The organism is Stenotrophomonas sp. YJH_SMC_79 (assembly GCF_059367995.1).
In genome coordinates, this window is sequence record NZ_JCAFRK010000006.1 from 261,612 (window position 1) to 283,247 (window position 21,636).

A 21,636-nucleotide genomic window follows, 5' to 3' on the forward strand; every position below is an offset into this window, starting at 1 on the left:
GCGGAATCCGCTCTGGTAGAGGCCAACCTCGGTTGGCGCTTCTGAAGCATCGCGCGAAACGCGTGCCAACCAAGGTTGGTACCTACCGGAGCACTTCGGGCCACTCCCGCAGGACTTCCACCGGCACGCTCATGCGTGCGCAGGCGCGGCTGGCCAGGCCATCGGGCAGCGCGCGGCGGAACAGCGGCGCCATGCCCTGCATCAGCTTCGCAGAGGCTGCGGCCTGCGCACGCTGGCGGCCATTGCGTTCCAGCATGCCCTCGGCCCAGTCCGGCAGCAGTGCCGCACCCGCGCCAAGGAACACCTCTCGCGACAGCCCTGGCACCGGAACCGGCAGGCGCACCCCGGACAACACCTCCAGCACTTCCCGCGAGCGCTCGTCCACACGCAGCTCCGGCTGTCGTGCACAGAAGTACGCCGCCACTTCGGCTTCGCTGCGTGGCACATCCACCGCGCCCAGTGCCTCGGCCACGCAGCGGTACTCGTCGTAGTAGCGATCGGCGATGTGCTCCGGCACCTCGCGCCCGTAGCGGCGGAAGCCCTGCAGGAAACCGAAGGCCTCGGTTACGTGCACCCAGGTCAGCAGTTGCGGATCATCAGCAGCATACGGCTCGCCCTGTGCGGTCTGGCCACGGATCTGCGCGTGAATGCGACGCACCTTGGCCACCAGCGCTTCCACCTCGCCGCTGGGCGCATAGCTGGTACCGGCAACGAAGGCGGTGGTGCGACGCAGGCGCCCCACCAGGTCCTGGCGGAAATTGGAGTGGTCGTAGACCCCGGCCAGCGCCCGCGGATGCAGGGTCTGCAGCATCAGCGCACACAGGCCACCGGCCAGCATCGAAGGGAATTCAGCATGCAGCCGCCAGGTGACGCTGTCCGGGCCGAACCAGCCCCGGTCACCCAGGGGGTGGTCGTAATCGATGCCACTCTGGCCACGCGGGAAGGCCTCCAGCACCCAGCGCCGGATCGGCGCGGTGACGGGGCGGGAGAGTCGCTGCAGCAGAGCAGGCATCACAGGTCCAGGAAAGGCGGAAGTACGGCCACGCGTTGCGCGGTCGGCCCCGATTCTGGGCGATCACGACGCTGGCGGCGAGTCTCCGCGCTCAGCCACGGTTTCATGTGCGGCCGCAGCACATTTCACCCTGCGACATCCTGTCGCAGGCTGCGACCGCGATGCTGCAATGCACCAACATTCACCCATTCAGACAAAACCCTTATGCCGCTAGGCATTGCGCCCATTGCACGGCTCGCTGGAAGTGCTAGAACTGAACCCGCCACACCGTCCAACGCTGATCGACGCACGTTCCACAAGGAGCCAGCCATGATTGCTTTGTTCAAGGGTTTGGGACTACTGCTTCGCGACAACGAGCTCTACAGCAGCCCGTTCGAAAAACAGGTCGCGCACTGGCGCAGCCTCAGCGAGCAGCAGATCCGCGATGAAGTGGCTGTGCTGGCCCAGGCCAAGTGCCAGTGGTTGATCGCCTCGATCGTCGGCTGGCAGGCGGCCTCGCTGCTGATCCTCGGCCTGATCACCAACTACCTGTGGCGCGACGATTACCACATCACCTTCACGCGCGTGGTCGTGGTGTTCGGCTCATGGATCTCGATCCTGTTCGTGATCTGGTTCATGGCCAACATGTTCGACCGCACTGCCGGTTTCGAGCGTTGGATGAAGGCCTTCAACAGCCGCGCCCGCATCAGCTCCAAGGCCGACAGTGTCGAGCACGTGGCCGAGGCACTGGACCTGGCCGAGCATTACCCGGAAGTACTCGATTACAAGCAGGCGGTCACCGCCAAGCGCGAACTGCGCCATGAGGACATCCGCATCATGACCGAGATCGGGCGCATGAAGCAGCACTCCGAACTGGTCGGCCGCCTCAACCACGTGGGCGAGAACGAGCACCACCACGACCTGACACTGCAACCTGCCTACTGAGCCTTGAGGGAAGCGGGGGGACCCACAATGCCACCGTGCGCGATCACGGTGGCATTGTTCTTTCAGCAGCCTGCGTGGATCACATGCCGCGGAACAGGCTCATGAACGGTTGGCTGACCACCAGTGTTTCCGTGCGACCCCGCAGCCGCAGCACACCGCGCCCGGTATCGTCGCGGCTGACCGCCGCCACCGCCTTCATGTTGACGATGGTCGAGCGGTGGATCTGGCGGAAGTGCTGCGGGTCGAGTACTTCCAGCAGTTCGCGCAACGGCGTGCGCAACAGACTCTCACCTGCGGCAGTCACCACGGTGGTGTACTTGTTGTCGGCACGAAAGTAAGCGACGTCCTCCAGCATGATCAACTGCGTCTCGCGGCCGTTGCTGGCGGTGATCCAGGCCAGCGGCGGGCGTTCGGCAGCGCCCTGCGCTGGGCCCAGCCGCTGCAGCAGGCGTTCCAGCACGGCGTCATCCTGACGCGTCGATGGCAACCGCGAAAGGATGCGCTCACGCGTCGCCAGCAGGCGTTCGTCACTGACCGGCTTCAGCAGGTAATCCATCGCGCCCTGCTCGAACGCGTCGATGGCGTACTGGTCGTAGGCGGTGACGAACACCACCTGGGTACGCGGGCTCAGCTCGGACAGCGAACGCGCCACTTCAATGCCACTGATGCCGGGCATGCGGATATCGAGGAAGGCGATGTCCGGCTGCGTCTCGGCCAGCTGCTCCAGCGCACTGGCGCCGTCCTCGCACTCGGCCACCAGCTTCAGTTCCGGCCACAACCGGTGCAGCTGTTCCACCAGTGACTGCCGCAGCAGTTCCTCGTCTTCGGCGATCAGGGCTTCAAGCGGCATGGCTGCGCTCCTTGTGTGTCTGCGGCAAGGTCATGGTCGCGGCCACACCGCTGGGGAAGTTGGCGACGATCGCCACGCCAGCCTGCTCGCCACAGGTCAGTCGCAGGCGCTCGCGCAGGTTCTTCAGGCCGATGCCGGTGCCGCTGGTGCCCTGTCCGAAGCCGAGGCCATCGTCGGCCACGGTTACCGTCACGTGGTCATCGAAACCGCGCGCCAGGATCCAGATCGTGCCGCCGCCTGGCTTGGGTTCCAGGCCATGCTTGATCGCGTTCTCCACCAGCGTCTGCAGCGCCATCGCCGGCAGGTGCACGCCATGCAGTTCATTCGGCACCTGCACTTCCACCGCCAGCCGCGCGCCCATGCGGATGCGCAGGATCTCCAGGTAGGCGCGCGTGCGCTCCAGCTCCACGCCCAGCGTCGACACCGATTCATCCACCTGTGGCAACGAGCTGCGCAGGTACTGGATCAGGTGGCCGAGCATCTGTTCGGCGCGCGCCGGATCGGTGCGGGTCAGCACCTGCGCGTTGGCCAGCGTGTTGTAGAGGAAGTGCGGTTCCACCTGCGCGTGCAGCAGGTTCAAGCGCGCGACCGACAGTTCCTTCTCCACCTGGGTCTGCTCGGCCGCCGCCTGCTCATCGCGGCGCTGGTCGGCCACGCGGCGGCTGATCGCGCGGGTGACCGCTTCGGCGTTCTCGAAGTTGCTGCCCTCATCCAGCGCCAGCAGGTCGGCCCACCAGCCAGCATCCGGTTCGAACAACAGGGTGACGGTGCTGGTGCCCTGCCCCGGCGTGACCGTGGCCAGCACGCTGTTGCGCTTGATCGCCAGCCGCGCCGGCAGGTTCCAGCGCGAGGGCTGTCGGCCATTCCAGAGGTCGACCCGGCGCACGTAGGCGCGCACCTGCAGGCTGCCGGCCGAGCTTTCCACATCCTCCACGCGCGGAAGTTCGGCAATCGCCGCTTCCACCACGGCGTAGGCCTGGCCGGCGTCCATCGGCAGTTCCACCTGGCGGCGCTGGCGGCCCGAGAGCGTGGTCGAATCCAGCCGGCCGGCCACCAGCCAGACCCGGCGTACATGGGTGATCGCGCTGCCCAGCGCAGAGATCATCAGGAACATCGCCAGCAGGCCGAACACCCAGCCCGGGCCATCGTTCATGCCGCTGAAGATGCCGCTCCAGACCATGCCGGCGACAACCAGCGCGGCGGCCCAGGCCAGCAGGTGGCGGATCAGGAGAGAGAGGCTGGCGAACACGGCGGCGCCTTGGAGGAAGGGGGTGAGCCGAGCATAGGGCGGCCCGCCGGGCAAACAAGCGGACTGCGACGAAGGGCCGGAAAGCGGGGATGGAAGCCGTTACCGGAACGCCGGGCATGGCCCGGCGTTTCTGGGGGCGGCAATGCCGGCCAGCGGCCGGCACTACCCAACGCCGTTACTTGCGCTGGTCGGCGCTGGCGTCACGCACGGCGCGGAACGATTCGTCCTTGCTCCAGTTCGGCCAGCTGCGCGAGTTGGCCAGCTGGTTGCCCAGCGTGTACAGCACTTCCAGGTCGCGGGCGGCACCGGCGAACACCCAGTCCGGCTGCCATTCGTCGCCCTGCTGGTGGTAACGCTTGGCGGTGTAGTCCTCGGAGGCCTTCTTGCCTGCGGCCACGCCGCCGTCCACCCAGTCCTGGCCGGCCGACCACGACAGCGCCGGTACGCCACGCTTGGCGAACGGGAAGTGATCGGAGCGGAAGAACAGGCCCGCTTCCGGCTTCGGGTCCGGGGTGTAGCGGATGTCCCAGCCCTTGGCCACGTCCTTCAGCTGGTCCAGCAGCTCGAAACGTGCGGCACCGTAAATGCCGAAATCGCGCGACGGACCGAACGGCGCCATGCCATCCATGTTGATCACCGCCACGGTCTTTTCCAGCGGATACAGCGGGTGCGTGGCGTAATACTCCGAGCCCAGCAGGCCCTTCTCCTCGGCGGTGACCGCCAGGAACAGCAGCGAACGCTCCGGTCGCTTGGCCTTGGCGAAGCCACGGGCAAGCTCGATCAGCGAAGCGGTGCCGCTGGCGTTGTCCAGCGCACCGTTGAAGATGCGGTCACCGCGTGCGTCCGGCTCGCCCACGCCGATGTGGTCCCAGTGCGCGCTGTAGACGATGGTCTCGTCCGGGTGGCTGCTGCCTTCCAGGCGTGCAGCCACGTTGTGCGAGGTGATCACTTCGGTCTTCACCGCGTACTTCGCGTCCAGGCTGGCGCCGCTCAGCACCACCGGGGTGAAATCGCGCTGCTGCGCCTTCTTCTTCAGCGCCTCGAAGTCCTGCCCGGCCGAGCGGAACAGCTCCACCGCCAGGTCGCGCTGGATCCAGCCTTCCAGCAGCGGATGGCTCTCGGACGGGTTGTCGCGCACCACATCGAACATGGTGTTGGTGTTGGAGCCGGCCACGGTGGCCCAGCCGTACGACGCCGGTGCGGTCTCGTGCACGATCAGCACGCCCAGCGCGCCCTGGCGTGCGCCTTCCTCGTACTTGTAGGTCCAACGGCCGTAGTAGGTCATGCCCTTGCCGTCGAAATCGCCCTGGCCGGTTTCGAAGTCCGGGTCGTTGATCAGCACCACGGCGATCTTGCCCTTCAGGTCCACGCCCTTGAAGTCGTCCCAGTTGCGCTCCGGCGCCTTCACGCCGTAGCCGAGGAACACCAGTGGCGCCCTGCTGATATCGACGTTGCTGGCACCGTTCATGGCGGCACGCACGGCGATCTGCTTGCCCTGCTCCAGCGGCAGGGTCTTGCCGCCCTGGTGCAGCGCCAGCTGCGGTGCGCCGACGATGTCGCCCTTGCGCAGCGGCACGGCCTGGGTCCACAGGCGCTTGCCGTCCTTGAGGTCACCACCCGGCTGCAGGCCGGCGTCGGCGAACTGCTTGCTGAGGAAGGCGATGGTCTTCTCTTCGCCGGCGGTGGCCGGGGAGCGGCCTTCGTAGGCGTCGGAGGCCAGTTCCTTGACGTCGGCGGAGATCCGCGCGCCGTCGAATTTCGGGGTGGCCGCCATCAGTGCGCTCGACACTGACAGGGCCAGCAGGCCCAGTGCTACTCGTTTCATTGCTCTCTCCAGCAGGGAAATCTCTCTGGAGTGTAATGGGATTCGGCAGGGCTGCGCCCTGCACCTGCAGAGGCCAGGGCCGAAGCAACAGCAACAGCGGGCTATCCGTGGGATGGCGGGGTGGGTCCGGTTGCGGGGGACGCCGTAAACCCGTCCTTGGGGGCTTGGCCGCGGCATCCATGTCGCGGACACCCCCGCAACCGGACCCGCCCCGCCTTCGACAGCTTCCCGCTGCTGTTGGTGGATGTCGACCTTGGTCGACACATCGCTGTTGGTAGGTGTCGACCTTGGTCGACACGGACGGAAACACGAAGGGGTCAGATCCCTTTCCCGGCGGGAAAGGGCTCTGACCCCATCTGTGTGTTGCTTGAGTCTGTTACCAGTTCGGGTCTTCTGCCGGGGCTGCAGCGGCCTTGGGCTTCGGCTTGGCCGCCGGGCGTGCGGCTGCGGGAGCGGCCGAGGCAGTCGCGCCTGCGGCAGCAGCAGCCGGCTTGCTGCCCAGCTTCTGGCGCAGTTCGATCTGCCCCGGACGGAAACCGCCGCGCATCGCGTCGACGCCGTCTTCGATGGTGCCGTACGAGGTCTGTGCGGCCACGCGGTCGATGCGGATGGTGCAGCACGGGTGTTCGCTGCGGCCCAGCGAGCGGCCGGTCTGCGGGTCCTTCAGTTCTTCGCCCAAGCGTACGGCCTGCCAGCGCTGGCCAGCCTGCAGCGTTTCGCCGCCCTGGCTCAGTACCACCTGGTCGCCGTCCACCGAGACCACCGACACCGGGAACAGGGTGGTGACGATGGTGGTACCGATCTGGCCGGACAGCGATTCCATCATCGCTGCGGCCATGTTGCGGCCGTTGACCACGCGCGGCAGGGTGCTGGGGCCGGTCGAAGCCAACTGGTGGTCGAAGCTGTCGGACATCACCACCTGGCCGGTGGTGGCGTTGATCAGGCGCAGGGTGATGCGGCCGCCACCGGAGTACGAGGTCACCTGGCGGTCGGACATGCGCAGGTTGCGCACGCTGCGCGGGTACTCGAAGCGTTCGATGGTCGGGATCAGGATCAGGTCGGTCGCCAGCTGCTGGCCTACGCGTGCGGTGTCCTGCAGCCGCACGTTGCCGCTGTTGATGTGGTCGATCTCGGCCTGCAGCTCGTCACCGAACTCGCGGTCCAGCACGATGAAGCGCTGGGTCTGGGTCAGCGTGTCTGACAGGCGCGCACGGATCGCGTCGGCCACTTCATCGGCATCCACGCGGCCATCGCCCACGGCGTAGCTGCCGGCCTTGGTGCGCGGCAGGGCGACCACGATCTTCGGTTTGCCCTGCTCGTCCGGCGCACGGTACTGGGCGATCTGCGCGCGCACGCGCACCTTCCAGTAGCTGCGCATGCTGCGATGGGTCACGTCGGAATCGAACGAACTGGCGCCACGCTTGGCATCGACGTTGACCTTCTCGTCGTAGCTTTCCCTGACGCTGGCCGAGGCCGAACCGCTCTTGGCCGAGGCTTCGCCGGATGCATTGGCCGACGCCGAGCCCTTGAAGCTCCAGCCTTCGTCGCTGGCGCGCACGCGGGCGATGGTTTCCTCATCCAGCTGCCGCACTTCATCCTGCGACAGGATTTCATAGCCCAGCACCGCGCCCTGCGAGCCGGCGATCATCTGCTGGGTGAACGCGTCGGCGCGGATATCGCCGACGTGTTCGCCATCCACATCCACATGCAGGCCCGCACGCAGGCTCTGCATCTGGCTGGCCACGCGTACGCCGTTGACCTGCGCCACGGCCGACTGCAGCGCTGCCAGCACCGCCAGTTCCGGGGTGCTGCCGATGCCATCGGCTTCACGCGCAACCTGGGTGGTGCCGCCGAAATCCGGCGTGCCACGCAGGGGCGCTGCTTCCACTGGCGCATTGCTGGCCAGCGCACTGGTTGCCTTGTCCTTGGCGGGTGCGGGCGCGGCGGCCGGGGTGTCCTGCTTGCCACAGGCTGCAAGCAGCGCGGCGGCCAGGCCCAGGCCGATCAAACGGGTTGTCGTACGCATGGAGATTCGCCTCGGATCAGATCGAGTCGAGCATCGAGTCGGCGTTGGACGGCACCTTCACCTTGCTCTTCCTGGCGAAGGTCACGGCCGACTTGGTCGAACCGTACAGGCCCTGGATGAAGCCCGGCGATTCCTTGGCCACCCATGCGCCCGCTGCCAGCTTGCGGCCGACGGTGGCCAGCTGGGTCGCACCCAGGTTCTTCATGCCGGCGGTGAAGTTGCTGGCTTCGCCGCCCAGCTTCTGTGCTTCGGCAGCCGAAGACAGCAGCGAGACCAGGCCTTCGGCGTAGTGCTGCTTGGATTCAGCGTTCAGTTCCGGCTGTGCGGCCTGGCGCTCGTTGATCGCGGCCTGCGCAGCTTCGCTGACCGACACCGACTTCTTCATTGCATCGACGCTGACCGAACCCGACGACAGCGCCTGACGCTCGGCTTCCAGCAGCTGCACCTGCTCGGCCAGGCCGAAGGCGCGGGCGAACGAGGTCTGGGCCTGCAGCGAGTGCGACTGCGAGCTGACGAAACGGCGCACCAGCGCTTCCTGCGCGGCTTCGTCCGGAGCGGCGGCGCTGGAGGCGCTGCTGCTGGAGGTACCGGTGGCGGCACCGGCCAGGTCCTTCAGCTTGCCCAGGCCAGCGTGGGCCGGCATCGACAGGGTGGCGGCAGCGATGGCCACGACAAGAGCGGTATTGCGGATCATGGAAGATTCCTTTGGGAGAGACGGCCGCGATGCGGCACGTGGAAACACGCGGGTAGCGCCGGGCCATGCCCGGCGCGGTATGCCAGGGGTCAGCGGACTGCCTTGACGTTCAGTTCGTTGATCATCTGCTGGGCGGCCTTCTCGGCGGCCAGCTGCAGGGCGTTGGTGCGGGCGACGGTTTCATTCGGGCCGGTGCCGGAGAACTGCACCGGGCCCACCGACGACACGGTGCGCGGGAAGCGACCGGTCACGTCCAGCACCTTGCCGGTAACGGTGACGAACACGCGGGTGTTGCCGCTGGCCGGGTCGCGGTCGCGCATGCCGACGTCGAGGGTACCGACGGCGATGTACGGGATGTTGGCCGCACGGATGCCATTGGCGGTGTCACGCAGGGTGGCGGCAGACAGGTCGTTGCCGGTGCTGAAATCCTTGCGGATGCGCTCGATGCTCAGCAGGCCGCGCGATTCGCCTTCCACGTACTCGGCCTCAACCACTTCGTAGCCGGCGGCGCTGAAGGCACCGGTCATCGCAGTGTTGACCTCGGCCGCGTTGGCCACCTTCCAGCTGATGTTGTCGCTGCGCTGGGTGGTGCTGCCGCCGCTGGTGACCGACACCGAACCGTTCTGGTTGATGCTGCCGTTGGTGCTGACCGAGTTGCCGCGGAAGCTGTCGCCTTCACGGGTGTTCTCGCTGTAGCTGCTGCTGGCGTCGACGCGGCGGTATTCCTTGTCCTGGAACGACTGCACGGTGTCCTGCGAGCGTGCCATGAACAGGAAGGTCAGCAGCGAGCGCTGCGCGGCGGTGGCACCGGCCACGGCCGAACCCGCATCCAGCTTGGTCTGCAGCAGCGTGGTGTTGATCTCGGCGCGGACAGTGACGGTGTAGGTCTTGGCCTTCTTGTCTTCGGTGTCCGACAGTGGCACGGCGCTGAGCACATAGCGGTCGATCTCGCCGATGAACTCGGCGCGGCGGGCCTCGAACAGGCGCAGCTTGGCCGCACCGGTTTCAGCGATGTACGCCTCCAGTGCATTGACCTTGGCCTTGTTCAAGGCCTGGGCGCGGGTGTCGGCACTCAGGCGCAGGCCGTAGCTGGCCGAACCGGTACCACGCGAACTCGCGGTCTGCGCGGCGACCGGCGAGGCCACCACCAGGGCGATGAGGATGAGCAGGATGGTACGCATCAACGACATGACTTGATCAACTCCTGGAGGGCTTGGGTCTGCTGCTGCAACGGGCGGCCGCCCGGCTTCTGTTCGTCCAGCCATGCGCGCGAATCGGCACGCTTGGCGGCGGCGCCGGCGAAGGCATCGAAGCCGGCCAGCAGGGTTTCGTAGCTGGCCGACCACTGGTCGACCTGCCACTGCGTGACCGGAACCACCTTGGTGGCCCCCTTGCGCAGCGGCTGTTCGAAATAGACCTTGCCCGAGAACGGTTCGATCACCTTCGCGGTGAAGAAGGCGCCGAACAGCATCGTCTTCATCGCCGGGGTTTCTTCAATCACGCCGTTCTTCAGCGCATCGACCTGCACGCTGATGACGTAGTCCGGCTCGGGAATCTTCAGCTGGTAGACCTTGCCGTCGGCAAAGCGCGCGGCCATCGCACCGCCGATCGCCTGGCCCGAGGCCGGCGGCAGCAGGCCGACGCCGGTGTTGGACGACAGCGTCTTGGACAGCTCATGGGCCAGCGTTGCACGCAGCGGGCCTTCCCACTTCGGGTCCGGCAGCTTGCCGCGTGCCGCATCGGACAGCGTCACGCCACCCACCTGCAGGCGGCGCACCGCCGCGTCGGGCAGGCGGGCCTGGGTGAGGCTGGTGGCAAGGACCTGGGACAGGCTGGTGGCAGCGTTGCCGTACAGCAGATCGGCGACGATCGCGTCGATATCGTCGTTGTCCGGACGGTAATCCTGCACATCGATGCGCTGCAGGGTCAGCGGATAGGACGCGATCACCTGGCGCTCGCGGAAATCGAAGAACAGCGCCTGCAGGGCCACTTCCACCAGTACCTTGTACTGGTTGCCGATCGGCTCGACCGAGACCAGTTCGCGGTCCAGCGCTGCTGCCAGCACAGTCGCGCTGGTGGTGCCGTCGAGCATCGCCACCGGCTGGTCGATCAGTTCCAGGTTCGCCGGCGGCCGGCGCTTGAGCGCCTGCGCCAGGGTCTGGTTCAGCGGGATCAGGCCGCGCTTTTCCAGCACGGCATGCGCATGCGGCGTGGTCGCCTGCACGGCAGCGGCATCAGCGGTATAGGCAAAACCGGCCCAGTAGGCCTGCTGCGATCTGTCTGCAGCCTGCGCAGCCATCGGCCATACGGCCAGGCACAGGGCACAGGCAAGCAGGCGCGCAAAAGCGCGCGATGCGCTCTTCGTCCTTGAATACATCCAACCGCTCCTCGGTCAATACGCACGGAACGTGGACGCTCATGCGCCCACTGGGCGCGAAACATAGCCGCTCACGCGCCTGCCGACAAGTGCTGCGTTCGTCGCAGTCACTCCTGGGGTGGCAGTCCGGCCCGTCGCCGCAGCAGACCCCGCTCCGCCTGGTTCTGGCTGAGTCTGGCGGCTTCGGCGAAAGCGTGACGTGCGTCGAGGTCACGTCCCAGCGCCTGTAGTACCTCCCCGCAGACTACCTGCAAAGGGGCATAGTCGCGCAGGCGTGCATCAACCAGCAGCGGCTGCAGTTGTGCCCATGCAGCGAACGCGCCCTCGCTGCGCAGCACCGCCACTACCCGGTTCAGTGCGACAACCGGCGAACGCATCACCCGCAGCAACTGGGTATAGAGCGAAGTGATACGTGGCCAGTCGGTGGCTTCAGCCCGACGCGCAGCCGCATGGCAGGCGGCAATGCGCGCCTGCAGCACATAGGGATCGTCGCCTCCACCGGCCGCCAGCGCACGGGCCAGCACCTGCTGTCCACGCTCGATCTGCAGCCAATCCCAGCGGGCTCGATTCTGCTGGTCCAGCAGCACCGGCGCGCCCTGCGCGTCGGTCCGTGCCGCAGCGCGCGAGGCCTGCAGCTCCATCAGCGCCAGCAGGCCCAGAACCGGCGGGACCGGCAGCCGATGGGCCAGGACGCGTGCCAGCCGCAGCGCCTCCTCGCACAACGCCGGTCGCATCCAGTCATCGCCGGCGCTGGCCGCATAGCCTTCATTGAAGACCAGATAGATCGCCTCCAGCACTGAAGCCAATCGCTCGGGCATTGCCTCCGCGCGCGGCACTTCATAAGGCACCTGCTTCTGCGCCAGGGTGCGCTTGGCGCGCACGATGCGCTGGGCGATGGTCGGCTCGGGCTGCAGGAAACCACGCGCGATCTCGGTGGTGGTCAGGCCGCCGAGCAGGCGCAGGGTCAGTGCCACCCGCGCATCGGAAGGCAGCACCGGGTGGCAGGCCACGAACATCAGGCGCAGCAGATCGTCACCCAGGTCATCTTCCAGCGCATGGCTGTCATCCGGCGCTGGCAGGGGTGCCGGATGCAGTTCCTCACCCCATTGCGCATGCTGCTGCGCCACGCGCTGGTGCTGGCGCAGCACATCGATGGCGCGGTTGCGCGCAGTGGTCATCAGCCAGGCTCCGGGATTGTCCGGGATGCCCTGCTCCGGCCAGCGCTCCAGCGCGGCCAGCCAGGTGTCCTGGGCCAGCTCCTCGGCACGGCCGACATCGCCCCCGAGCAGCCGCGCCAGGCGCGCGATCAACACCGGCGACTCCATCCGCCAGAGGGTTTCCAGACGCTGCGTCAGTGCGGGATCGAGCATGCGCCGATCACAGCACGCACGCCCGGCCCGCACAAGCGCCACAGCTCACGCTTCGACGATGGGCTTGAAGCCACCCCAGAACATGCGCTTGGTATCGAACGGCATGTCCTTCGGGCCCAGCGACGCCAACCGTGGGTCGGCCATCACTTTCGCGTTGATGCGGTCGCGTGCCGCACGCGAGCGGAACAGCACGAAGGCGACGATCACCGTTTCACCGGGCCTGGCTTTCACCGCGCGCGGGAACGACGTGCTCTTGCCTGGTTCCACGTCGTCGGCCACGCACTCCATGTACTGCAGCGCGCCATGGTCCTTCCAGACCGTGCCGGCCTTGCGGGCAAGGCGGCGGTAGGCCGCCACCTTGTCCTGCGGGCACGGCAGAACGTAAGCATCCACGTAAGCCATGAGGGTTCTCCCTGCGACGGCCGTCAGCCCGGCTCGCCGTCCATGTGTGCGATTTCCCAGAGATGGCCGTCCAGATCCTGGAAGCCGCGCTGGTACATGAAGCCGTAGTCACGAGCCGGCTGCGGTTCGCTGGCACCCGCCGCGAGCGCCTTGTCCACCATCACGTCCACCGCCTTGCGGCTGTCGGCCGACAGGCAGGTGATCACCTCGGTGTGTTTGTGCGCATCGACAATCGCCTTGTTGGTGAACTGCTTGAAGAACGGCTGGGTCAGCAGCATCACGAAGATGCTCTCGCTGATGACCATGCAGGCCGCATCGTCATTGGTGAAGGTCGGATTGAAGCTGTAGCCCAGCGCGGCGAAGAAGGCCTTGGATGCGTTCAGATCCTGCACGGGCAGGTTGACGAAGATCATCTGCGGTTGCGGTGCACTCATCGGTGAAGCTCCTTGTGGATGAAGGAAAGAGGAATCAGGGCTGCTTCATGCAGTTGACCATCCACGGCTTGCCGTAGCGGTCGATCAACATGCCCCAGCGATGCGCCCAGAACGTTTCGGCGATCGGCATCTGCACCTGTCCACCGTCGGCCAGCGCGGCGAACACGCGCTCGGCTTCCTCGATGCTGTCGACATCGACATTGATGGTGGTCGAGCCACCCTCGCCACCGCCGGGGCCGTCGGCGGCCATCAGGATGGCGTTGCCGATCTCCAGCTGGCTGTGCGCGACGTGGTCGAGGGTTTCGGGCGGCATTTCGTTGCAGCCCGGCGAGCCATCGGAGGGCGGCATGTCGCGGTACTTCATTTCCGACGTCACCTGGCCACCGAGTGCCTTGGCGTAGAACGCCATCGCGTCGTGGGCCTGGCCGCTGAAGCCGAGGAAGGGAATCAGTTTCATGGCATTGCTCCGTTGAGGGTTTCAGGACGGTAGCGCCGGGCAGTGCCCGGCGGAGAAATGGATCGGATCAACCTTCCAGCTGTACACGCAGACGCTGTTCCTGCTGCTGTAAGTCGGGGGTGAAGGCTTCACCGAAGTCTTCGGCGGTGATCAGGGGGCGCAGTTCCAGCGTGCCGCCACTGCCGAACGGCGCGCGGCTGGCCCATTCGACGGCCTCGTCCAGCGAGCGCACGTCCCACAGCCAGAAGCCGGCGATCTGCTCGCTGGCGGGGCCGAACGGACCGGCCTCGACCCTGGGTGCGCCGCTGCCGAAATGAATGCGACGGCCGCGCTGGGTGGCGTGCAGGCCTTCACCGGCCAGCATGATGCCGGCGGCCACGAGTTGTTCGTTGAAGGCGCCCATTTCGGACAGTTCCTGTTCGCTGGGCATGCGGCCGGCTTCGGAGTCGGCGTTGGCCTTCACGATCACCATCACTTTCATTGCAGTCTCCCGTGGGGACGCGTGGTGCGTGCCCTTCACTGGGTACAACGAACCAGGGGGCTGGGAATCGACACGTCTGTTGGAAATTTTTCTTCCGCGGAAAGCGTGCCTTCGGCGGAGGTCGGCGAACGGCGGAGCCCCTCCGTGGTGGGGTTGGGTTGGTCGCTGAAAGCTCGGGTTCATGGGTTTGGCCGGGTGGGTAGGCGGGTCGGGGGACGCCGTAAACCCATCCATGGGGGCTTGGCCGCGGCATCCATGCCGCGGACACCCCCGCCCCGCCTACCCACCCGGCCCTGGACAGTTTCCTGCCTCCGGTACCCACCACGGGAAGATCAAGAGAAAAGGCAAACGCAACAGCAACAGCAAAAGCAACAGCAACGGCGGCTGGCTGGCGGCCTCTGCTTTGCGAGCGAAGCGACCCGCTTTTGCTCTTGTTGTTGATTTCCCGTGGTGGATCGGCCGCCGGAATCTGTCTGGGGCCGGGCGGGTGGGATTGGCGGGGTATCCGCGCCATGGATGGCGCGGCTAAGCCTCCAAGGACGGATTCACGGCGTCCCCGCCAATCCCACCCGCCCGGCCCACCCTCAGGAAACCCGCTTTCAGCGACCAACCCAACCCCACCACGGAGGGGCTCCGCCTTTCGCCGATCCCCGCCGAAAGGCGCCGCCTCCCGCGCTGCAACATGCCCACGCGCAATCCTGCGCCATCATGAGCACCCGTCCCCGCCTGGACCGTGCCATGCAGCAATACCTGCTTCTGATCTATATCGAGCCTGCCCTGCTGCAGGCCCTGCCCATCGAAGAATTCAACGCGCTGATGCGCGACTGCCTCGCCCATGCCGACAAGCTGCAGGCCGAGGGCACACTGCTGGCCGCGCAGAAGCTGCAGCCGGTCGACACCGCGCAGACCCTGCGCGTGCGCGATGGCAACAGCCGTGTACTGGATGGCCCGTTCGCCGAAACCCGCGAACTGCTGGCCGGCTTCAACCTGATCGTCGCCCGCGACCGCGACGAAGCCATGCGCATCGCCCGCGACTTCCCGTGGGCGCGCTTCGGCAGCATCGAGGTGCGGCCGCTGGAAGACATGGACGCCGAGCGCGAACGCTGCGGCGCCCCGGCTGCGGCTATGGCAGCAGCCGTACCCTGATCTCGCGCGGGCCTACGCCTTCGTTGCCGCTGTAATCGCGCACGCTGGCGCGCACGGTGTACTCGCCCGGCGGCAGCGACGCCGGCTGCCAGCGCCCGGTTTCCATCAGGCCATCACGCACGGTGTTGGTGGCCAGGTAGCGGAAACGGGTCATCGCACTGCCATGCACGGTGATGCCGCTGTCCGGTGCGTAGGCCACGCGTACCGCTTCCTTCTGCGGCGGCATGCGGTTGAACACGATGTTCCAGCGCGGCTGTTCATAGCCCTGCAGCGGCTGTCCGCCGGCATCGAGGATCTGGTAGCCCACCTGGTACATGCCCAGACGGCGTCGCGGCAGGTTGTTGTCGACCTGGTCCCACGCCTCCACCACGATCTGCACGCCGCGCCCCTGGCGCGCCACCATCACCACGCCATCGCTGCCGGCGGCCATCGGCTGGTCGTTGTCGTCCAGCAGCGCCACATCGGTGATGCGCGGTGCGAAGTGGTCGGCGTAGTTCTGGAAGCCCAGCGCCACGGCATTGGTCTCGAAACCACCGGTACCCACGGCCAGGTGCACGTGCGCCTGGTTGTTGATGCTGCCCAGGCGATCGCCGACGTGGATGCGCATGCCGCGGCGCACGCGCATCCGCTGCAGCTTGCCCTGCTCGTCGTACAGCGCCTGCCAGCGCGCATCGAACGGTTCATTGCGCGGGGTGCGGCCCACCCGCATGTGGATGTACTTGAGGCGGTCCACCGCCAGGCCCTCGGCCTGTTCACCCAGACTCCATGCCGCCATCGGGCTGCTGATCTTGCCTTCGGCAATCGCCAGCACGGTCTGGCCCACATCACCGCGCACGTCGAAGCCGCCATGCAGGTGGTGGCGGCTCTCGCCGGTGAAGTTGCCGCGCACCTCACCCAACGTACCGACCACCTCATGCCAACCGTCCTGCGGTGCCAGCGGCCAGCGGCCGCCCGTCTTCGGCAGCGCCGCATCGGCGGCCGGGCCGACCAGTGCCGGTGCCGGCAGTTCGCCCACCGGCAGCGGGCGCAGGCGATGCAGACGGTAGCTGGCGGCGTCGGCCACCAGCACGCTGCCATCGGCGTCCATCGCCAGTCCGGTGGGGCGGGCCAGCCGCGGCAGGCGACCATTGCCGACCAGCGCGATCTGGTGGCCCTGCGGCGTCACCTGCACGATGCGGCCATCAAGATCGCCCACGTACAGCACGCCGTCGTGCGTGGTGGCCAGCGACAGCGGCCCATTGATCACGCCACCGGCGGCGACCACGGTGCTGACCGTGCCGTCGGCGCCTACGCGGCGCACGGCATTGTTGAACAGGTCGGCCACCAGCAGCGCGCCCTGCGCATCGAAGGCCAGGGCCACCGGCGTATCGAAGCGCGCAGCCGGGCCCGTGCCATCGGCCAGGCCCGGCCGATCGCCGCCGGCCAGGGTGCGCACGTTGCCATCAGTACCGATCACCCGGATGCGGTCATTGAAGGTATCGGCCACGTAGACCTGGCCCTGCGCATCCACTGCGATGCCCATCGGCGCATCGAAGCGTGCCTGCGCGGCAGGGCCATCGGCGTGGCCCTGTTCGCCACCGGCCAGTGTGGTCACCTGGCCATCGGTGCCGATGCGGCGGATCGCATGGTTGCCGGTGTCGGCCACGTACAGGTTGCCCTGCGCGTCGGCGGCAATGCCCGAGGGCGTATTGAAACTGGCCTGCAGTGCCGGGCCATCAACGCGCCCCTCGCCCTGCCCGGCCACCGTTTCAACGCGGCCATCGGGCAAGCGGCGGCGGATCCGGTTGTTGTCACCGGCATCGGTGAAATAGACGCTGCCATCGGCGCCGCGCAGCAACGCGTACGGATCCGCAAAACGTGCCTGTGCGGACGCGCCATCGCGGTCACCCGGGTGGCCATCGCCGGCCAGTGGTTCGATCTGCGCGGTCCACGCCAACGGCGTTGGAGCCGGACCCGCCGGTTCAGCCAGCGTATGCAGCGGTGTCTCCCACCAGGTTGCGGCCAATGCCACTACCGTCGCCAACGCTACGCCTGCCGCCATCCATTGCCACCGTGCCATCGTGCTGCGCTGCCTGCCTGCTGTCTGAAGAGGCACCGACAATAGACGCTGAACGCACGATCCGCCATGGCCAATCGTGCGATCAAACGCCAGAGTTCCATCCATCGCGCTTGTTCTCGCTGGCTCCAGCAGGTTCAATGCGGTTCCCACGGATGGAGATCCTCCATGCCCCGCATCCTCCCCCTCGCCGCCCTGCTGATTGCCGCATTGGCCAGCACATCCGCCTCCGCCTCGATCACGGTGGCGCCGCAGAAGCCGTCGGTCACCAGCGACGCAGTACACATGGCCTATGCCACGCGATGGGATGAGGCGATCCAGCAGTCGCGCAGTGGCAACACACTGGGCGCGCTGATCGCGATGGAGCGGCTGATGGAAGACCCGCTGCTGGACGACTTCGATGCCGAGCACCGCGGCCGTGCCGCGCAGGTGGCCGGCTGGACCGCACTGATGCAGAAGAAGCCGGCCCAGGCCCGCCGCTACCTGCAGCGGGCGCAGGAGGCACTGCCGGAGGATGCGCAGGTCCTGCTCACCCTGATGTCGGTTGAACTGTCCGAGGACCAGCCTGCAGCGGCCACCCGCCATCTGGTGCAGGCACTGAAACATGCCGAAGCGCCGCTGCCGCTCGAACACCAGACGATCGGCTACCTGCAGTACCGCCTGCGCGATCAGCCGCGGCAGCGCATGGACCTGCTGCAGGCGCTGTTCGACAACGGCTGGAAGAGCGGTGGCCTGGAACCGACCGGACTGTGGCTGGCGCTGGCCACGCTGCAGGCCGAGAACGGCCGCGGCGACGCGATTCCGGCCACGCTGGCCCGCATCGACAGCCCAACCGAGATCATCCAGCTGCGCAGCGACAAGCGCTTCGACCGCTATGTCGACCGCGCCGATCCGCGCTTCGACCCGGTACAGGTCGCGCAGAAGCACCTGGACGACCTGCGGGTGTCCGGCCTGCTTGATCGCAAGCTGGACGCGCGCATGGCCCAGTTCAGCGTCACGCTGCTGATGCTGGACCGCAATGAGGAAGTGCTGGCACTGACCGACGGCATGGCCCGGGCGGCTGCCGAAGGCGAATCGCCGTCGGCGGAGGAAGCCGAATGGGTGGCGTGGCTGCTCAACAGCCGGTTCACCGCATTGCGCCGGCTGGGCCGCACCGACGATGCCCTGGCGGCGGCGCAACAGGCGGCCCGCATCGGCGCACTCGGCCCGGACGACATCGAGCACCGGTTGAATGTCGGCTTCGTGTTCACCTCGCTCGGCCGCATGCAGGATGCAGCGCAGGCCGTGAAAGATCTCCCCGACCTCGGTGGCTACGGCAAAGCCGCACAAGCCCTGGTGCAGTTCGCTGCCGCCCGCGAACGCGGCGATGCCCAGGCAATGGAAGCCGCACGCTCGGTGATCCTTGCCCAGCGCGACGACGCGCGCCTGTTCCATCGCGAGATGCTGCTGGACGAAGGCAACCTGGACGGCGCAGCCGCAGTGCTGATCGAACAGCTGCGCTCCCCCACCGACCGTGGCGAGACGCTGGCCAGCCTGCAGGACATGCGCACCTATCCGTCATTGCCGGGCGACGTGAAGATCGATGCAGCCTGGCGTGCGCTGAAGCAACGTGCCGACGTGCAGGCCGAGGTTGCCCGCCTGGGCCGCGTCGAGCGCTACGAACTGGTCAGCACCTCGACCTCGCGCTGAGCAGACGCCTTGTAGAGCCGAGCATGGGCTCGGCGCTACACGACACATCCAGCACCGCCAGCCTAGCGTGCAGGCACCTCGGTGCGGATGCCCATCGCTTCGCGGTAACGCGCGTACAGCGCCATCACCTTGTCCACATAGGCCAGGGTTTCGGCATACGGCGGCACCCCCTTGTAGCGGGTGACCGCACCGATACCGGCGTTGTAGGCCGCTGCGGCCAGCGGCCGATCGCCGTTGTAGCGGCGCAGCAGCGCGCGCATGTAGCGCGCGCCACCCTCGATCGACTGCTGCGGCGAGAACGGATCGCGCACGCCGAATTCCTGCGCGGTCTCGGGCATCAGCTGCATCACGCCCTGCGCACCTTTGCTCGAGACCGCCAGCGCATCGAAATTGCTCTCGGCATGGGCGATCGCACGCAGCCAGGCGTCGTCGACGCCGGTGGCCTTGGCGGCGGCCTTGAACTGCCTGGCATGCTGGGCCAGCTGCGGCTTGCCGACCTTGCCAAGGCCCTCGTGGGCGGGCTCACCCGGCGGCGTGGCCACGGTGAACTTCAGGAACACCCGCGAACCGGGCAGGTTGCGGGTGGAATAGACCAGCACGCCATCCTGCTCGCGCTCGTACAGCACACCACTGAACACACCCATGTTGCCCCACAGGTTCGGGGCCTGGATGGCGTTGTCGTCGATTTCCTTCGGGGTGCAACGTGAACCGGGTTCCGGGGCGGTGGCCAGGCTCACGGTGTTGCCCTGCACGCAACGGTAGACGGTGCGCGCGGCGGCCAGCCCCGGCCACAGGCTGGACAGCAGCGACAGCGCGAGCAGGAGGGAGCGACGGGACATGGCGGCCGGATGATCCGGCCGCGCCCGCTAACGCCGGGTGAATGGGGCCGGCAGGGCTGCGCCCTGCACCCGTGGTAGTGCCGGCCGCTGGCCGGCAACCTCAACAGCGACGGCAACGGCCGATTTCCTGCGGCTGACAGTAGATCCACGCCATGCGTGGATGTAACTCTCTGGAGACGATGGGCCAATCGATGGAACGGCGACGTTGGATCACTTCGCGGTCCTCCGGCGCACCCAATACCCCACACCCAGCAGCACGAACCACGCCGGGCTGGCGATCAGCGCCTGGCGGGTGTCGCCCTGCAGGCTCAACAGCACCAGCACGCCGGCGAAGAACACCAGGCAGGCCCAGCACATGGCAACGCCGCCGGGCATCTTGAAGATCGAGGCAGCGTGGCGCTCCGGGTAGCGGCGGCGGTAGACCATGTAGGCCACCAGGATCAGCGACCAGACGAAGATGAAGAGCACGGTGGCCAGCGTGGTCACCAGGGTGAAGGCGGTCACCAGGTTCGGGATCAGGTAGATCAGCAGGGTGCCACCCAGCAGGCACAGGCAGGAGAACAGCAGGCCGCGGGCCGGCACCGCCGCGCGCGACAGGCGCGACAGCCCGCGCGGCGCGTGGCCTTCCTCGGCCAGGCCGTAGAGCATGCGGCTGGTGGAGAAGATGCCGCTGTTGGCAGACGAGGTGGCCGAGGTCAGCACCACGAAGTTGATCAGGCTGGCGGCAGCGGGAATGCCGGCCAGCACGAACAGCTGCACGAACGGGCTCTTGTCCGGCACCACCTGGCGCCACGGCGTGACTGCCATGATCGCGATCAGCGCCAGCACGTAGAAGATGATGATGCGCACCGGGATCGAATTGATCGCCTTGGGCAGGTTGCGCTCCGGATCGGCGGTTTCGGCGGCGGTGGTACCCACCAGCTCGATGCCGACGAAGGCGAACACCGCAATCTGGAAGCCGGCGAAGAAGCCCACCAGGCCCATCGGGAACATGCCACCGTCATTCCACAGGTTCGACAGCGCCGCGGTGTGGCCACTGGGTGAGGTGAAGCCCCACGCCACCAGCCCGGCACCGGTGATGATCAGCGCGCAGATCGCAACGATCTTGATCAGCGCGAACCAGAATTCCATTTCGCCGAACAGCTTCACCGTCACCAGGTTCAACGACAGCAGCAGCATCACGCACGCCAGCGCCGGTTTCCAGGCTTCAAGCCCGGGGAACCAGAACTGCGCATAGGCGGCAATCGCGATCACATCGGCGATGGCGGTGACGATCCAGCAGAACCAGTAGGTCCACCCACAGAAAAAGCCGGCCCAGGGACCGAGCAGGTCGGTGGAGAAATCGATGAAGGATTTGTAGTTCAGGTTGGACAGCAGCAGCTCGCCCATCGCGCGCATCACGAAGAACAGCATCGCGCCGATGATCAGGTACACGAAGACGATGGATGGGCCTGCCAGGCTGATGGTCTTGCCCGACCCCATGAACAGGCCGGTGCCGATGGCACCACCGATGGCGATCAGTTGCAGGTGGCGGTTGGACAGGCTGCGGCGCAGGTGCTCGGGGGGCGTTGCGGGCTCGGTCATGGGCGCGGGCAAAAGGGCGGGCGAAGCGTTCGACGGTAGTCCTCCACAGGCCGGAGCGCCAGCGCTGGATGGGCCGATCCCGTCAAACTTGGCCGCTTTCATCACAATGTGACGAAATGCCGGGTCGCGCCCATTCCGCCCGGCCCGGCGCCATGCTCAGATAGCCGCACCTGCCCAAGGATCGGCCCAGTCCATGCACCCTGCCCTGCCCGCCCTGCTGG

General features: G+C 67.1%; 19 protein-coding genes. 3 read left to right on the top strand and 16 right to left on the bottom strand.

The features are described from left to right. Nucleotides 1-82: 82 nt before the first annotated feature. Entirely contained in the window at nt 83-1,012 is a 930-nt protein-coding gene (locus AC5P57_RS20620) for an oxygenase MpaB family protein (protein WP_262235245.1), read from the bottom strand. A gap of 309 nt (nt 1,013-1,321) precedes the next feature. Here AC5P57_RS20620 and AC5P57_RS20625 point away from each other — a divergent pair, with 309 nt between their 5' ends. Next, nucleotides 1,322-1,936, top strand: a complete 615-nt coding sequence (locus AC5P57_RS20625) for a hypothetical protein (RefSeq protein ID WP_049432369.1) — start codon at nt 1,322-1,324, stop codon at nt 1,934-1,936. A 79-nt stretch (nt 1,937-2,015) separates the two neighbouring features. Here AC5P57_RS20625 and AC5P57_RS20630 read toward each other — a convergent pair whose 3' ends face one another. The 12 genes from AC5P57_RS20630 to AC5P57_RS20685 all read right to left on the bottom strand — a co-directional run bounded on the left by AC5P57_RS20630 (nt 2,016) and on the right by AC5P57_RS20685 (nt 14,101). Beyond that, nucleotides 2,016-2,786 carry a LytR/AlgR family response regulator transcription factor gene (locus AC5P57_RS20630; RefSeq protein ID WP_099552553.1) on the bottom strand — a complete coding sequence of 257 codons (771 nt, stop codon included), beginning with the start codon at nt 2,784-2,786 and terminating at the stop codon, nt 2,016-2,018. Continuing rightward, on the bottom strand, nt 2,776-4,035 hold the full coding sequence (locus tag AC5P57_RS20635; protein ID WP_005407896.1) for a sensor histidine kinase: 1,260 nt from the start codon (nt 4,033-4,035) through the stop codon (nt 2,776-2,778). Before AC5P57_RS20635 ends, AC5P57_RS20630 begins: the two co-directional genes overlap by 11 nt. Nucleotides 4,036-4,210: 175 nt before the next feature. After that, on the bottom strand, nt 4,211-5,860 hold the full coding sequence (locus AC5P57_RS20640; protein WP_262235244.1) for a M28 family metallopeptidase: 1,650 nt from the start codon (nt 5,858-5,860) through the stop codon (nt 4,211-4,213). A 376-nt stretch (nt 5,861-6,236) separates the two neighbouring features. Continuing rightward, nucleotides 6,237-7,886, bottom strand: coding sequence for a CsgG/HfaB family protein (locus tag AC5P57_RS20645; protein WP_142807155.1), 1,650 nt, complete (start codon nt 7,884-7,886; stop codon nt 6,237-6,239). Between the two features lie 16 nt (nt 7,887-7,902). Then, nucleotides 7,903-8,580 carry a hypothetical protein gene (locus AC5P57_RS20650; RefSeq protein ID WP_099552550.1) on the bottom strand — a complete coding sequence of 226 codons (678 nt, stop codon included), beginning with the start codon at nt 8,578-8,580 and terminating at the stop codon, nt 7,903-7,905. 89 nt (nt 8,581-8,669) lie between these two features. Beyond that, nucleotides 8,670-9,770 carry a hypothetical protein gene (locus AC5P57_RS20655; protein WP_005407892.1) on the bottom strand — a complete coding sequence of 367 codons (1,101 nt, stop codon included), beginning with the start codon at nt 9,768-9,770 and terminating at the stop codon, nt 8,670-8,672. Continuing rightward, complete coding sequence (locus AC5P57_RS20660; RefSeq protein ID WP_099552549.1) at nt 9,761-10,957, bottom strand: hypothetical protein; 1,197 nt, start codon at nt 10,955-10,957, stop codon at nt 9,761-9,763. The genes AC5P57_RS20655 and AC5P57_RS20660 overlap by 10 nt, the downstream gene beginning before the upstream one ends. Nucleotides 10,958-11,064: 107 nt before the next feature. Beyond that, on the bottom strand, nt 11,065-12,327 hold the full coding sequence (locus tag AC5P57_RS20665) for an RNA polymerase sigma factor (protein ID WP_262235243.1): 1,263 nt from the start codon (nt 12,325-12,327) through the stop codon (nt 11,065-11,067). A 45-nt stretch (nt 12,328-12,372) separates the two neighbouring features. Further along, a complete protein-coding gene (locus AC5P57_RS20670; RefSeq protein ID WP_099552547.1) occupies nt 12,373-12,729 on the bottom strand; it encodes a DUF1428 domain-containing protein in 357 nt (118 codons plus the stop codon). A 23-nt stretch (nt 12,730-12,752) separates the two neighbouring features. Further along, nucleotides 12,753-13,163, bottom strand: coding sequence for a VOC family protein (locus AC5P57_RS20675; RefSeq protein WP_142807150.1), 411 nt, complete (start codon nt 13,161-13,163; stop codon nt 12,753-12,755). Between the two features lie 34 nt (nt 13,164-13,197). Continuing rightward, nucleotides 13,198-13,620 (bottom strand): VOC family protein, encoded by a 423-nt coding sequence (locus AC5P57_RS20680; RefSeq protein ID WP_142807149.1) that lies wholly within the window; start codon nt 13,618-13,620, stop codon nt 13,198-13,200. Nucleotides 13,621-13,687: 67 nt separating this feature from the next. Next, a complete protein-coding gene (locus AC5P57_RS20685) occupies nt 13,688-14,101 on the bottom strand; it encodes a YciI family protein (RefSeq protein WP_099552545.1) in 414 nt (137 codons plus the stop codon). A 738-nt stretch (nt 14,102-14,839) separates the two neighbouring features. Here AC5P57_RS20685 and AC5P57_RS20690 point away from each other — a divergent pair. Then, nucleotides 14,840-15,247, top strand: coding sequence for a YciI family protein (locus AC5P57_RS20690; protein WP_012479004.1), 408 nt, complete (start codon nt 14,840-14,842; stop codon nt 15,245-15,247). Here AC5P57_RS20690 and AC5P57_RS20695 read toward each other — a convergent pair. Next, entirely contained in the window at nt 15,225-17,306 is a 2,082-nt protein-coding gene (locus tag AC5P57_RS20695) for an NHL repeat-containing protein (protein WP_262235242.1), read from the bottom strand. The genes AC5P57_RS20690 and AC5P57_RS20695 overlap by 23 nt on opposite strands. A gap of 165 nt (nt 17,307-17,471) precedes the next feature. On the opposite strand from AC5P57_RS20695, the gene AC5P57_RS20700 reads away from it, so the two are divergent. Continuing rightward, entirely contained in the window at nt 17,472-18,992 is a 1,521-nt protein-coding gene (locus tag AC5P57_RS20700; protein WP_262235241.1) for a tetratricopeptide repeat protein, read from the top strand. A 62-nt stretch (nt 18,993-19,054) separates the two neighbouring features. On the opposite strand, the gene AC5P57_RS20705 is transcribed toward AC5P57_RS20700, so the two are convergent. Both AC5P57_RS20705 and cycA read right to left on the bottom strand, forming a co-directional pair. Next, nucleotides 19,055-19,831 (bottom strand): lytic transglycosylase domain-containing protein, encoded by a 777-nt coding sequence (locus tag AC5P57_RS20705; protein WP_099552542.1) that lies wholly within the window; start codon nt 19,829-19,831, stop codon nt 19,055-19,057. Between the two features lie 210 nt (nt 19,832-20,041). Further along, nucleotides 20,042-21,415 carry a D-serine/D-alanine/glycine transporter gene (gene cycA / locus AC5P57_RS20710; RefSeq protein WP_099552541.1) on the bottom strand — a complete coding sequence of 458 codons (1,374 nt, stop codon included), beginning with the start codon at nt 21,413-21,415 and terminating at the stop codon, nt 20,042-20,044. Nucleotides 21,416-21,636 lie beyond the last annotated feature (221 nt).

What these genes read in the sequence shown, in the direction of transcription:
- AC5P57_RS20620 (WP_262235245.1), bottom strand. Translation starts at nt 1,012, where the DNA reads ATGCCTGCTCTGCTGCAGCGACTCTCCCGCCCCGTCACCGCGCCGATC.
- AC5P57_RS20625 (WP_049432369.1), top strand. Translation starts at nt 1,322, where the DNA reads ATGATTGCTTTGTTCAAGGGTTTGGGACTACTGCTTCGCGACAACGAG.
- AC5P57_RS20630 (WP_099552553.1), bottom strand. Translation starts at nt 2,786, where the DNA reads ATGCCGCTTGAAGCCCTGATCGCCGAAGACGAGGAACTGCTGCGGCAG.
- AC5P57_RS20640 (WP_262235244.1), bottom strand. Translation starts at nt 5,860, where the DNA reads ATGAAACGAGTAGCACTGGGCCTGCTGGCCCTGTCAGTGTCGAGCGCA.
- AC5P57_RS20645 (WP_142807155.1), bottom strand. Translation starts at nt 7,886, where the DNA reads ATGCGTACGACAACCCGTTTGATCGGCCTGGGCCTGGCCGCCGCGCTG.
- AC5P57_RS20650 (WP_099552550.1), bottom strand. Translation starts at nt 8,580, where the DNA reads ATGATCCGCAATACCGCTCTTGTCGTGGCCATCGCTGCCGCCACCCTG.
- AC5P57_RS20655 (WP_005407892.1), bottom strand. Translation starts at nt 9,770, where the DNA reads ATGTCGTTGATGCGTACCATCCTGCTCATCCTCATCGCCCTGGTGGTG.
- AC5P57_RS20660 (WP_099552549.1), bottom strand. Translation starts at nt 10,957, where the DNA reads ATGTATTCAAGGACGAAGAGCGCATCGCGCGCTTTTGCGCGCCTGCTT.
- AC5P57_RS20665 (WP_262235243.1), bottom strand. Translation starts at nt 12,327, where the DNA reads ATGCTCGATCCCGCACTGACGCAGCGTCTGGAAACCCTCTGGCGGATG.
- AC5P57_RS20670 (WP_099552547.1), bottom strand. Translation starts at nt 12,729, where the DNA reads ATGGCTTACGTGGATGCTTACGTTCTGCCGTGCCCGCAGGACAAGGTG.
- AC5P57_RS20675 (WP_142807150.1), bottom strand. Translation starts at nt 13,163, where the DNA reads ATGAGTGCACCGCAACCGCAGATGATCTTCGTCAACCTGCCCGTGCAG.
- AC5P57_RS20680 (WP_142807149.1), bottom strand. Translation starts at nt 13,620, where the DNA reads ATGAAACTGATTCCCTTCCTCGGCTTCAGCGGCCAGGCCCACGACGCG.
- AC5P57_RS20685 (WP_099552545.1), bottom strand. Translation starts at nt 14,101, where the DNA reads ATGAAAGTGATGGTGATCGTGAAGGCCAACGCCGACTCCGAAGCCGGC.
- AC5P57_RS20690 (WP_012479004.1), top strand. Translation starts at nt 14,840, where the DNA reads ATGCAGCAATACCTGCTTCTGATCTATATCGAGCCTGCCCTGCTGCAG.
- AC5P57_RS20695 (WP_262235242.1), bottom strand. Translation starts at nt 17,306, where the DNA reads ATGGCACGGTGGCAATGGATGGCGGCAGGCGTAGCGTTGGCGACGGTA.
- AC5P57_RS20700 (WP_262235241.1), top strand. Translation starts at nt 17,472, where the DNA reads ATGCCCCGCATCCTCCCCCTCGCCGCCCTGCTGATTGCCGCATTGGCC.
- AC5P57_RS20705 (WP_099552542.1), bottom strand. Translation starts at nt 19,831, where the DNA reads ATGTCCCGTCGCTCCCTCCTGCTCGCGCTGTCGCTGCTGTCCAGCCTG.
- cycA (WP_099552541.1), bottom strand. Translation starts at nt 21,415, where the DNA reads ATGACCGAGCCCGCAACGCCCCCCGAGCACCTGCGCCGCAGCCTGTCC.